The following is a 12,895-nucleotide window of genomic DNA, read 5'->3' as shown; positions in this document are numbered from 1 at the left end:
GAACCACGTATATTTAAAGAGTTTTCAAGCGTTTAGTATCGCTATTTTACCCGAAATCTGGGATTGAGTAGGAAGATTTAAAGTGTCCGAGAGAAAAAAACTGCAATTGTCTGATACAAAACTGTCGTATCGATTAATTGAGGTGCCCAATAGTAAAACAGATGGCTGTTGTTTAATGCTTCATGGTGCTGGTGTCGCTGGCGAGTTGACGTATGGTCCAATGCTTGAGTATCTCACTCATTGGCGTTGGGTTCTCATACCCGATTTGAACGGTATGGGAGAATCTTTTTATCATGGACCCTCTGAAGGACCTTTAACGATAGAGTCTTTATCTGGGGATATTCAAAGCTTACTGGCAGATTTGAATTGGTACGAATTCGATATTATTGGGTACTCGCTTGGTGGATTAGTCGCTTTGTACCTGAATGCTCAATTAAGAGCTGGGCACAGGCCGTCTCATAAATTAGCGTTGATGGAGCCTGCGTCATTAGAGCGTGAATGTGTGGAAACTCTAGCCGAGGTTCGACAGCGCTATCGTCTTGCGTCTCAAACCATACGTGAAACAGGGGATGTAGAATTGGGTATTGCGCACTTCATGGAGGGGGTCTCACCTAATCGTCGCAAGCACCCAGTGGCTGAAGCAACCACTCAAAGTCGTTTGGCGCATCGACCTTTGGGTTTTAGTTATGCTTTGGATGCAGTGACTGATTGGGTCGAAAAAGTGTCTACTAATGTCAGCCTGCGTGATGATTTACTAAACGCTGCGGATCAGGTGTATTTGTTATCAGGGAAATTAAGTCATGAATTATTGCGCCAGCATTATGATGTGTTAGCTGCGAGAAATGAGGGTTGGCAGCATACATCTCTTTCAGGTTGTGACCATTCATTACCGTTTCAAAAGCCAAGACAGATCGCAAAAGAGATAGAGGCCTGGTTTTCGTAAAAGAATGTTGTTTTTTTGCTCAAGTTTAAAAGATTTTGGTCGATAATTAAGCAACGGTAAAAATTATACGAGGAAGGATTATGTCTGATCCATTAAAAGGTTTAGGTAGCTCGGTGCCTACTTATACACCAAACCATCGCAGTCAAGAGACTCAATCTGGTGGCGCGACAGCACTGAAACAGTGGGGTTCAGACGGCTATAGTCCTTCTTCTGCATCATTTCGCTCAATGGGCATTGTTCAGCAATCTCTGTCTGCTAGGTTTACCGCATCCTTTGGTTCTCCTAATGCGAATGCTGCCGAGCAAGCGACCAATGCGAAAGAACGCTCGGAAAACGATTTTTCTCCCGAAAAAGTAGCGCAGCGCATTTTGTCTCATGTTGGCAATTACATGGAAAATTTGCAAAACAAAGGCGCGGATGACGAGCGTTTAGCATCGGTACTAGAAACCGCCAAAGAAGCGGTAAAAAAAGGGATGGAAGATGCAAAAGAGAAGTTGGATGCGCTAGGCTGGCTGATGAATTCAGGGGTAGAGCAAGGCATCACTGAAACAGAAGATCTGTTATCCGAAGGCTTTGATGCATTGGATAAAGCGTTTTTTGCTGACACTGAGGCCGTTTCCCAAGTGGCTGCTATGACGACTTCATCAAGCTATCGTCGTGAAGACTATTCTCAGATTCAAATGACGACTCAGGAAGGGGATGTTGTAAGTCTTAACTTGTACTCGTTAAGTGCAAGCGAGCAAGGCGAGGCGGCAAGCATTAGTGACAATGGTATGAGTTATGCGCGCTATGAAAGCGCCAATCAAGCCTTCGCTTTTGATTTCAGTGTTGAGGGTGATTTGAATGAAGATGAACTTGCGGCCATTAAAGATATGATGAATTCTGCAGGGGAAGTGTCGGACCTGTTCTTTGAGGGTGATGTGGCGGGGGCGTTACAGCGTGGTTTTGAGATGGGCTTTGACTCGACTCAGTTAGCCAACTTTTCGATGACACTGCAAACCAGCCAAACTATGAAATCCTCTCAAGCCGTGTCTGCTTACGGTCAAAACCCAGGCATGCGCTCAATTCAGGAACCTTTGTCTGACTACCGTCAAGCTTTAGAGGAAACGGTTAAAAAAGCTTCGGATTTATTCGATGACTTTCGTAATGTTGTAGAGTCCACTATGACAGACATTATGAGTATGCGTGAAGAACAATCGCAGAAAATGGATGATATGAGACAAGTATTCGAATATCAGAAAGAAATGATTGAGCGAATTAGCCAATGGTTAATGCCTGAAGAAACTACGGCGCCTGACAGTACTGAAACCGCTGAATCTGAAGGTGTTGAAGGTACAAATGAGGAGCCTTCTAGTAACGCTTGATTTCGGTTTTACCCAATAAAATGATGCAATAAGCTGGCAAGGATGCTGGCTTGCTTAGACATAAGGAGTGTGTCTTGCGCTGTTCTATCCATGGATTTTCTCTTCCAGAACTACTGATTGTGATTGCGATGATCTCAATCATATCGTCTGCGTTTCTAAACAGTGATTCCTCCAACTTCTTTGATATCTGGTTAGCAAGGCAGGCCAATCAACAAGAAGTCGACGGGCTTTTAACGCTTATCGAGCGTGCTCGAAGTTTATCTGTCCAGTCCGGTAAAGAGGTTCGCCTATGTGGTGGCGAGCATTGTGATGGCAATTGGTCTGAACAAGCGTCACTGCGCTTTGCATCGTCGACGATTGAGCGTCATTTCTTTCAGCAAAATACTCGCATACGCTGGCAAGGTTTCCCTCCTCAAAGGCGTTATATCTTATTTTTACCAACTGGCTTATCCAGTTATCAAAATGGCTCTTTTTACATTTGCAATGAAAACAGTCAGGCGCAGCGATTATTAATGAATCAAAGTGGTCGCGCTTATCTGGATGATCAAAGCTATGAGGTAAGCAAGTGCCTTTGAATCATAGAAAACAAAGAGGTTGGGTGTTGCTTGAAGTGCTTATTGTATCAGCCTGCGTAGCATTCGTTTTGTCGGCAGCGCAAAGGCAACAGGCACAGCTTGATCAACAGCTGCATACATTGTTAAACGAACACGAAGATACGTCTAAAAACCGCTTTCAGTATCAGGCTAAAGAATTGTTTGAATTAGATATTCCGATCTCTGAAAACGCTTTCAATCGGCCTTTGTGTCAGCAGTGTCGCGCAGGGGAGCTTCGTGCTTTACTTAGTTATGAGTTGAACCAATGGTAATGACTGGAGCACTCAATAGCAAAAGAGCTAAGCAAGGTTTTCTGATATTGGAAGTGCTTGTAGCAATCGCTATTTTAATGGGCCTGATGCTGTTAATACTCCCTGCCATTCATCGATTTGAAGCCCAATTAACGATCCGCCAGCAGGTTCTTCAGCTTGCTGAGTTAGAAACCTTTGTTCAAGATCAGTTTATAGCTCAGTTTTCTCGTCTAGGTGGATATGGGTGTTTAGCGGGTATGTCTCAAGTCGAAGTTGGCTCTAGTGCATTGAAACCCATAAGGCTCAACCACTACTCTTTGGATGCAGAGTCTGATTGGCTTCAAGCGAGTGATATCGGTGCCTGTGCAAGTTATGGCTCTGTCTCTGGTTCGTTAGTACAAGTGGACCATGTCTGTGATGGGTTAAACGTGGGGGATTGGATGTCGGTCAGCAACTGCTCTTACATTGAGCAGGGGCAAGTGCTGTCAATGTCTGCATCTGACTTTAAGGTTCAGATACCATCTCAAGTACTTACGGATAGTGTGCTAGTAAGCAGGGATATGCCATTTTATTGGTTCATTAAACAAGGTAAATCAGGAGCCAATGCTCTGTGGCGTCGCCCAGCCTTATCCGGAAATGCTTTAGAGCTTTCACCAAATGTTTCGCGTATGCGAGTGTACCCCATACTCGATTACGACGAAGATGGTGTGGCGGATGAAGTGCGTGTTGACTATGGGGTCATGCCCGTTCGTAAATTAGCCGGTTTATTGCTTGAATATCAGTATTATCAGTTGAACTGTACGGTAACCGATAGGTTGTTTTCATACGACACCTTACGAGGCGATACGTGGCAATACGATGGCGTCTGCAGTCGCGTAGGCAAATTGCTTATCAATGTGAGGGGGGAACGCTGATGAGCAAAGTGTATCGCGGATGGGTGTCAGTACCGGTGTTAATGTTGGTGATCGTATTTGGAATGTTGATGGTGCGCTATCAAACCAGTCTTCAAAGCAATGAGCTGTGGCGAACTCAACAGAAATTGTCTCGTGAAAATACGATTTGGCATGAAAGCTATGTGTTGCTCTCTTTTATGTCAGCTTCAGTGAGCCTGTGCAGTGATTTTTGTTCACCAGAAAGTGGTCATTGGACTAAAAATAATACGTCTGTGGGTCACGTGTGGTTACAAAAGCAGCGCGTCAATCATTTGGCGGTGGAGCGTTGGTGTGTGACTCGAGACCAGCAACGCATACGTTGCTGGTGGATACACGATGACGGGCGCTATTCAACCTTAGTCTTGAATCATTGAGATTTGTGTTCGAGCTTATGTTCAACAGAGCAAAACGGTGTTTGATTATGGTCATACACCGCGTGACTCTTTGGAACAAAGGTGCCACAGGTCGAACATTTCACCATGGGTTCTTCATGGTTGGTGTCTTTAGTTTTCTTGACTGATTTCGATTTTGCCATGATTGCTTTGGCAAATTGTCGATAAATCACCCAGCCAATAGCAAAAACCAGAATAAAAAATAATAAACGTACAATCATGCTCTTTACCTTCGCCTTGTAATTCCACGACAATAACACTCATATAATCTAACAGAGCGTCTGAGATAGCAACGAAATGACCATTCGAGTAGCCATGGCCCAACTGGATATGCTGGTTGGCGACATTAAAAATAACACGGAATCTGTAATTGCACAGTCTCTTATCGCACGAGACGAGCAAAATGCAGATGTGATTGTCTTTCCCGAATTAACCTTAACAGGTTATCCACCAGAGGATTTACTGCTACGTCCAAGCCTTAGGCCACGCATCGAAGCTGCATTGGCACAAATTTTAGAGCAAGTTCATGACATCTATGTTGTGGTAGGTTACCCGAGGGACATTGACGGTGAGCTATTTAACTGTGCTGGTGTATTTTATCAAGGCCAAATATTAGGTGAGTACTGCAAGCAGAAACTGCCTAATTTCCAAGTATTTGATGATAAGCGCTACTTTCAAGCGGGTAATACGGCTTGTATTGTGGGGATCAAAGGCATCAAAGTCGGCCTAAGCATTTGTGAAGATATTTGGCATCCAGAACCTATTGCACAAGCGAAAGAGGCCGGTGCTGAGCTGATATTGAATCTGAATGCCTCGCCTTTCCATATCGAGAAGATGGGCGTGCGTGAACAGTTGCTTCATCGCCGTGCCAGTGAAAACCAGTTGCCAATTGTGTATGTGAATTACATGGGCGCACAAGATGAGTTGGTCTATGAAGGTGGTTCCTTTGTGGTTGACGCACAAGGTGTCAAAGTAAGACAGGCCCCTTGGTATGAAACTGGTTTGTATTGTGTCGACTTCACTATTGCGGAAGACCGCCAGCCACGTTTAGAGCCGATCCGAGGCGACATCGCATCAACGCTTGATGTTGAAGCCAGTGTTTATCAAGCGATGGTAACAGGGCTGCGTGAATACATAGAAAAGAATCGCTTCAAAGGCATTGTTTTAGGTTTGAGTGGCGGTATTGACTCGGCTTTGTCACTAGCTGTAGCGGTAGACGCCATCGGTGCGGATCGCGTACAGGCGGTTATGATGCCCTATACCTACACATCTTCTATGAGTCTTGAAGATGCACAGGAAGAAGCCAAATTGCTGGGAGTGGAGTATAGCGTATTGCCTATCGAACCCATGGTAGCCGCTTTTATGGACACGTTAGCACCGGAGTTTGAGGGGTACGCACGTGATACGACGGAAGAGAATTTACAAGCTCGTACGCGTGGTGTAACACTGATGGCCATCTCGAATAAGAAAGGTTATATGGTGTTAACCACGGGTAATAAGAGCGAAATGGCCGTTGGCTATGCCACCTTATACGGCGATATGGTGGGCGGCTATTCGGTACTGAAAGACGTCTTCAAAACGTTAGTGTTTCGTCTTTGTCGTTACCGTAATTCGTTAGGGTATGTGATTCCCGAGCGTGTTATTACACGCCCGCCAAGCGCCGAATTAGCACCCGATCAAATTGATGAGGACTCGCTGCCTAGCTACGATGTACTGGATGAAATTTTACATAAGTACATTGAGCAGGACATGAGTGCAGAGGCGATTTTAGCGTCAAATGAATTCGATCGTGAAACCGTTTATCGTGTCTTGCGATTAGTAGATTTGAACGAATACAAACGACGCCAAGCGCCAACAGGGGTGCGAATTACTGAGCGTGGCTTTGGTCGAGATCGCCGCTATCCAATGACCAACGGTTGGCATATTGGCGATTAACGTTCGATGAAACCATTAAGTGTAGACAAATAGGCAGCCACTTGGCTGCCTATTTTTTTATCGTTAAAGTAAGTCTAAATGTTGCATAGCAGTACGGATGGCGGCTTTACTGCTTTGCTCAAGTGGCATCATAGGAAAGCGTGCTTCTTCTGAGCAAAGGCCTAGTAAAGATAGGGCGTATTTTGCTCCCGCAGGGTTGGGTTCTAAGAAAAGTGAGGCATGTAACGCGAACAGTTTGTCTTGTAAGGCAGCAGCTTCGACAAACTTTCCTTCACGGCACAGACGGTGAAGTTCAACGACTTGCGCTGGTGCTACGTTGGCACTTACTGAAATACAACCGTTGCCACCTCCAACATTGTAGGCGACACAGGTCACATCATCGCCGCTTAAAAAACTGAAAGGCTTGTTAATTAACGCGCGTTCTCGAATCGGGCGTGTTAGATCCCCTGTTGCATCTTTAACCCCGACGATACGCTCTAATTTCGCCAACTCTGCTAAGGTTGCGACCTCTAAACCAACCACTGAGCGAGGAGGAATATTGTACAAAATAATGGGCAATTCAGTGTTGTTGTGAACATGTTCGTAGTGAGCAAATAAACCGCGCTGATTAGGGCGGTTATAATAGCCAGCAACATGTAAGGTTGCATCGGCTCCTGCTTGTGTCGCAAAGTTCGAATATTCAACCGCTTCAATTGGGTTGTTTGAGCCTGCTCCAGCAATAACTGGGACGGCTTTATTGGTTTCTTCTACGGTTATTTCAACGACACGTTTATGCTCTGCTTCACTCAGGGTAGGGCTTTCGCCTGTTGTGCCAACAGGTACTAAGCCATTAATGCCAGAGTCAATTTGCCAGCGAACCATGCGACGTAACGCATCTTCATCAAGCTGATTATTAGAAAAGGGCGTGATTAAAGCAGTGATTGCACCGTGAAACATACTGTTACCTCATTTATTGTGTAAACAGCATGTTGGCTTGAAGGTATCCCGTCGGCAAACATGCTGCCGGGGATTTTATTAGATTACATCCACACGTCAGCGTCGCAAGGTTTCTTACCCTTACGTTTATCGCCGTTGTGTTTAGAAGTGATTGTAACCTGAGTCATTTAAAATTGTTCATACTATAAATATTGATGGGGATTATGCTGAAGGTTTTTACTGAGTTAGTCAACGGTGAATTGCTATTGTTTGAGTATTTTTATTCGCTTTTATTGGGGAGTTTCTAGCGCGTAAATAACGGACTGTTTCAGTGGTGTACTATCATTGATTACGATTATGTTTAATTAGCGAGTTTTGCTCTTCTAGAAGGTTTATAAAGGACGTATTGGCATTCCAATACGTCCTTTCTATACGTTGGAAAATGCTAGTTTTGATCAAAAATATGTGCTTTGAATTGCGCTAGTTCAGCGCTGAGTTTTTGATACCCTTTGCGATTTAAATGCAGTCGGTCACCCTCAAATAAACTTTCATCTACGTTGCCCTGTTTGTCTAAAATAACGTTATTAGTATCTACGTAAAGCGTATTAGGTCGAGTTCGTGCCAGTTGTTTCAGCATCTTATTCGTGTTTTCAACAGTGCTGCTCATCGCTAAGCGGGTTGGGCTAAGTTTTACCCCTAAAATAGTAACGGGAATTCCCGGTAAATGACGATCCACTTTTTCCAGTAGACTGACGTAACGGTCTATAACCTTATTACTGCTATGCTTGTTACCAATGTCATTGTCACCGGCATATAGCACTAGAGAACGTGGTTGGTAGGGTAAAATAATGCGTTCAAAGTAATAGACGCATGCATCAATGGTTGCACCATTAAAGCCTAAGTTAACGGTTTCATTGCTATCAAATGGTGCGTCGTAGTCAGACCAAAACTTAATGGTAGAGCTGCCATAAAAAGCCACAGGGCGTTTCTCAAAACGTCGATGAGCAGACCGGAACTCCAATTCTCGAACATCAGACTCAAATTCTACGTCGATCTGATTAACGCTCCTTACGTTTGAAATACAGCCTTCGCGGCGGCTTAGTATTGGATGCTTCTTGATTTCTTGAGCCAGCTCTTGAGCTTCAATGACCACTTTACGAAACTCTTCTTGGTAGTCTGCTAAAAACTGTTTCAACGCGACTTTGTCATGAATATCGACTCGCTCCGAAATGCGAAAAGCAGGCTTGATTACAACTGTGTAGATATTATGATCCGCGCGTTTATCAAAGTTTGCGACCGCAATTGGAACAATCCAGGGTTCCTCATCCTCGGGAAGAGAGCCCGCAAGTTCAAAGACATAAGGCAGTAATTCACCTGGAGACTGATCCGTTGCGAAGCTCTTGCCTTCTGGAGAAATCAACAAAGGCGTATCAGAGCGCAGCGTCGCTTGACCATCCGCAATAAAATTATCGTAAACATCGGTGCCAGGTGTCAGCGCTCCCCAGCTATCCACAAAAATATTTCCAAACCGCTCGTAATACGCATCGCGCCAGTATTCAAATTCCTTACTACGACGGACAACGCGCTGCGCTGCGGTGCCGTACTGTTTATAAATTACCATGGAGCTAATGAACTGCGCATCTAGTGAGTAGCGGAAACCATTTGCTAACTGAGTGCTCCCCGAACCTAATAAATGATTATAGATAAACAGGCAGCCTTGTTTTTTAGGCAAGTTTTCCATGCCTTTGATAATGTACGGGACTTGTTTAAAGGCTTGTTTAAATTGTTCGGTCGCAAAACGGCGCACATCGGTATCGTTTTGTTCTTCAGGGAGAGTATTAACGCTATCGTAAATGTGAGCCAATTTATTGTAGAAGGCATTCTCACGCTGAAGGTCTTTGAGAATATCTAGGCTCATACCCGCTACCGTTCGTTCAATACGCGTCCCGTAATGAAGACAGCGGTACAAAACACCAAAGGCTTCATCCGTTGTTACGGTGTTCTTTAACAGTGAGCCCACCTTGTAAAGGGGTGAGCTGACGGGTAACACGGCTGCATTTTGCTCAATCATGCTGTTGACCGCTAAGACTTCATCTCCAGCGATTTGCGATAAGTAGCGCATGCGTGCAGAAACCAGATGAGTACCGATCAACCAAATTAAGCGGTACCAATATTTGATGCCTAGCTTCGGAGTTTGTTCAAACAATTCGAGTAAATCGTCACGGCTAACATACAGCACCGTTGAATCACGAGAGCTGATAATCGTGGCGCGATTGCGTTGGCCCGAAGGATTAGTGCACCAAGCTAATACGGTTCCTGTTCGAGAAATGGTTCGAGTGGTGATGATGTCGCCAGCTTCGGTCTGATAGCTGACAACGGCTTTTCCTTGGACAAGTAAATACAGGCCATCTTCAGGCTGGTCTTGTTGTGAAAGGATGTCTCCCTGATGCGCTAAAATAATATGAGATTTTTTTGCGATCGCATGTATTTCATTTTGGGTGAAGCCTTCGCAGAAGGCGGTGTCAGATAAAAAAGCAACGGACTGTTTGATCGGTTGCTGTTGTAGTTCTGGGTTAATTAGAGGTCGTGTTTCTTCAAATGCCAACGATTCATTGGAGAAAAAAGGGCGTGTCTGATTTTGAATTGAAGTTAGAACAGGTAGAGATTCGCAGTACAGAAATGTTAAAAAGTGGTCTGAAAATTCCGTATCAGAATCCAATATTTTTTGTAATTCTGCGATAGGCCAACTAATCAATTTACAGGCTTTTGTTGCCTGAAAGCTGGTTGCGTAGCGAGACGGTTGGCGAAAAGCTGACCAGCCGATAGGTGCAAATTCTTGGTTGATGAGACCTACATGATAGGACTTGCCTGACTCTTGAAGAGGAATGGAAATTGAAATTTCACCCGACATTAAAAAATAAAGAGAGTGTCCCACCTCAAATTGCTGAGCCAGCATATCACCCGCATGTAACTCCTTCAGTTGGACAAGCTCATTTAGGGTTTGAATGACTTGTTTAGAGGCCTTCTCTGCAAAAGGAAGTGCACTCACATAATTCGATAAATCCATTAAACCACCTTGATGATGACATGTTGGTGTTGAAATTTGCTGACGAACATATTGACTAATAATTGTGACAAATAGAACGATGTTCGCCGTACCTTGATAGTTACGCTGTCTTGAAAAGATGCAAAATGTATTCCTCTTGCCGTTTAAATAAGGCGGCTTAAGTCTTTCTGATTGCTACTTTATTTTCGTTAAATTACTACAAAGGTTGCTCGTTAGGGAAGGGTGTAAGCTTGACGACACGCTTTTTTATTGTCTTTAGGAAAACGATGAGTGGGATTTTATTGATCTCTTAGTAAATACATTCCTAATGTACATTATCCTCATTTGAAACGCTTATTTATCAGACAGTTAAAGTTTTATCACTTTGTTTTACCAAAGATTTATTTTTGTAAAACAGTCAACATCTTACTTGAGTAGTCGTCAGACTATGCTAAACCTTAAATATCTTCAGAGACTATTAGTGGCTCTTCTGACAGAGCGCTTAGTTGATATCCTGGGTAGCCGTTGTGACGTGTGCGTGCCCACAGACTGTATATAAGGGGATCCCGCGATGAGTATTTTTGATCATGTCCAATCTCGTTTTGATGCTCAAAAAGAAGAAGAACTGTCACTCGACGAGTACTTAACCTTATGCAAAGACAACCCTGCTGCGTATGCATCCGCTCCAGAGCGTCTTTTGATGGCTATTGGTGACCCTGAAGTTATCGATACATCAAAAGATTCCAGAAGCAGTCGCATCTTTTCTAATAAGTTGATTAAACGCTATCCAACATTTGAACACTTCTATGGCATGGAAGATTCAATTGAAAAAATTGTCGCGTTTTTAACGCATGCGGCGCAGGGATTAGAGGAATCCAAGCAAGTGCTGTACTTATTAGGACCTGTGGGTGGTGGTAAATCTTCTTTAGCTGAAAAGCTAAAAGAGCTGATGCAATCTGTGCCATTTTACGCCATTAAAGACTCCCCTGTTTTTGAATCACCTCTGTCACTGTTTGATGTGAACGAAGACGGTGAAATCTTGCGAGAAGAATATGGTATCCCGAATCGTTATTTGAAAAGTGCCATGTCCCCTTGGGCGGCGAAACGTCTAAGGGAGTTTAACGGTGACATACAGAAGTTTAGGGTTGTAAAAATCTATCCTTCAGCAATCAAACAAATTGCTATTTCTAAGACAGAACCAGGTGATGAGAACAACCAAGATATCTCAGCGCTGGTCGGTAAAGTCGATATTCGTAAACTGGAATTCTTTGAACAAAATGATGCCGATGCGTACAGCTATTCCGGCGGTCTATGCCGTGGTAACCGCGGCATTATGGAATTTGTGGAGATGTTCAAAGCGCCAATTAAGGTCTTGCATCCACTATTGACTGCGACTCAAGAAGGTAATTACAACGGTACTGAGGGGCTTGGGGGAATTCCTTTTGACGGTATTATCTTAGCTCACTCGAATGAGTCAGAGTGGCAAGCGTTTAAGAATAACAAAACCAACGAAGCCTTCATTGACCGTGTTTACACCGTCAAAGTGCCTTATTGTTTACGTGTTACTGAAGAGATGAGTATCTATCAGAAACTACTTGAACACTCTTCTTTAAATCATGCTCCGTGTGCGCCGGATACCTTAAAAATGCTGGCTCAGTTTTCAGTATTGTCTCGTGTTAAAGAGCCTGAAAATTCCAGTATTTTCTCCAAAATGCGTATTTATGACGGGGAATCACTCAAAGACGTTGATCCTAAAGCTAAATCACTTCAAGAGTATAAAGATGCAGCGGGTGTGAACGAAGGTATGGACGGTTTATCGACACGTTTTGCTTTTAAGATTCTATCTCGAGTGTTCAACTTCGATCCAACAGAGGTTGCGGCTAACCCAGTACATTTAATGTACGTGTTAGAGCAGCAGATTGAACAAGAGCAGTTTGATCAAGAGCGTCATGATCGATATTTACGGGCACTAAAAGAATTCATCGCACCGCGTTATGTAGAGTTTATAGGTAAGGAAATTCAAACCGCATACTTAGAATCTTATTCAGAGTACGGCCAAAATATTTTTGATCGTTATGTGACGTATGCTGATTTTTGGATTCAAGATCAGGAATATCGTGATCCAGAAACGGGCGATATCTTAGACCGTTCAGCAATTAACGATGAACTGGAGAAGATCGAGAAACCAGCCGGCATCAGTAATCCAAAAGACTTCCGGAATGAAGTGGTGAACTTTGTCCTACGCGCACGGGCTAATAATAGCGGCCAAAACCCTAGTTGGCTGAGCTATGAAAAACTACGTGTCGTGATAGAGCGTAAGATGTTCTCTAACACAGAAGATTTGTTACCAGTGATTTCTTTCAATGCCAAGTCTTCCACAGAGGATCAGCGTAAGCATAACGAATTTGTGAAACGAATGGTTGAGCGTGGCTACACTGAAAAACAAGTGCGTTTATTGTCTGAATGGTATCTACGTGTGCGCAAATCTCAGTAGGTAGAATTGAGTTGTTACCTAAACTAGATT

General features: G+C 43.8%; 11 protein-coding genes. 8 read left to right on the top strand and 3 right to left on the bottom strand.

Features of this window, described 5'->3' with window-relative positions:
* Positions 1-82: 82 nt before the first annotated feature.
* From AYW76_RS01065 to AYW76_RS01040, 6 genes are all read left to right on the top strand, one after another.
* Positions 83-943 carry an alpha/beta fold hydrolase gene (locus AYW76_RS01065; protein ID WP_067034320.1) on the top strand — a complete coding sequence of 287 codons (861 nt, stop codon included), beginning with the start codon at positions 83-85 and terminating at the stop codon, positions 941-943.
* Positions 944-1,023: 80 nt separating this feature from the next.
* The gene (locus AYW76_RS01060; RefSeq protein ID WP_067214719.1) at positions 1,024-2,307 is read left to right on the top strand and encodes a DUF5610 domain-containing protein; all 1,284 of its coding nucleotides are present in this window, start codon (positions 1,024-1,026) and stop codon (positions 2,305-2,307) included.
* A 74-nt stretch (positions 2,308-2,381) separates the two neighbouring features.
* On the top strand, positions 2,382-2,882 hold the full coding sequence (locus AYW76_RS01055) for a GspH/FimT family pseudopilin (RefSeq protein ID WP_067214716.1): 501 nt from the start codon (positions 2,382-2,384) through the stop codon (positions 2,880-2,882).
* Entirely contained in the window at positions 2,879-3,172 is a 294-nt protein-coding gene (locus AYW76_RS01050; protein WP_197467742.1) for a hypothetical protein, read from the top strand. The genes AYW76_RS01055 and AYW76_RS01050 overlap by 4 nt, the downstream gene beginning before the upstream one ends.
* The gene (locus tag AYW76_RS01045; RefSeq protein WP_067214711.1) at positions 3,166-4,065 is read left to right on the top strand and encodes a hypothetical protein; all 900 of its coding nucleotides are present in this window, start codon (positions 3,166-3,168) and stop codon (positions 4,063-4,065) included. Before AYW76_RS01050 ends, AYW76_RS01045 begins: the two co-directional genes overlap by 7 nt.
* Entirely contained in the window at positions 4,065-4,457 is a 393-nt protein-coding gene (locus AYW76_RS01040) for a hypothetical protein (protein ID WP_067214710.1), read from the top strand. The genes AYW76_RS01045 and AYW76_RS01040 overlap by 1 nt, the downstream gene beginning before the upstream one ends.
* On the opposite strand, the gene AYW76_RS01035 is transcribed toward AYW76_RS01040, so the two are convergent.
* Positions 4,451-4,696: a PP0621 family protein gene (locus AYW76_RS01035; protein ID WP_067214707.1), complete on the bottom strand. Its 246-nt coding sequence runs from the start codon at positions 4,694-4,696 to the stop codon at positions 4,451-4,453. The genes AYW76_RS01040 and AYW76_RS01035 overlap by 7 nt on opposite strands.
* Before the next feature lie 76 nt (positions 4,697-4,772).
* Between AYW76_RS01035 and AYW76_RS01030 the strand changes: the two genes are divergently transcribed.
* On the top strand, positions 4,773-6,410 hold the full coding sequence (locus AYW76_RS01030; RefSeq protein WP_067214704.1) for an NAD+ synthase: 1,638 nt from the start codon (positions 4,773-4,775) through the stop codon (positions 6,408-6,410).
* A gap of 63 nt (positions 6,411-6,473) precedes the next feature.
* Here the strand turns inward: AYW76_RS01030 and dapA are convergent, their stop codons facing one another.
* Together dapA and AYW76_RS01020 are read right to left on the bottom strand one after the other, a co-directional pair.
* Positions 6,474-7,346, bottom strand: coding sequence for a 4-hydroxy-tetrahydrodipicolinate synthase (dapA, locus tag AYW76_RS01025; protein WP_067214702.1), 873 nt, complete (start codon positions 7,344-7,346; stop codon positions 6,474-6,476).
* A 424-nt stretch (positions 7,347-7,770) separates the two neighbouring features.
* The gene (locus tag AYW76_RS01020; protein ID WP_067214700.1) at positions 7,771-10,392 is read right to left on the bottom strand and encodes a cyclic nucleotide-binding domain-containing protein; all 2,622 of its coding nucleotides are present in this window, start codon (positions 10,390-10,392) and stop codon (positions 7,771-7,773) included.
* 550 nt (positions 10,393-10,942) lie between these two features.
* Here AYW76_RS01020 and AYW76_RS01015 point away from each other — a divergent pair.
* Positions 10,943-12,865 carry a PrkA family serine protein kinase gene (locus AYW76_RS01015; RefSeq protein ID WP_067214698.1) on the top strand — a complete coding sequence of 641 codons (1,923 nt, stop codon included), beginning with the start codon at positions 10,943-10,945 and terminating at the stop codon, positions 12,863-12,865.
* Positions 12,866-12,895 lie beyond the last annotated feature (30 nt).

Origin of the sequence: Marinomonas gallaica (genome assembly GCF_001639745.1) — a bacterium.
In the GTDB taxonomy this organism is placed as follows: Bacteria; Pseudomonadota; Gammaproteobacteria; order Pseudomonadales; family Marinomonadaceae; genus Marinomonas; species Marinomonas gallaica.
Note: the sequence above shows the minus strand (reverse complement) of the source record. Positions and strands in the feature narration are given on the sequence as shown.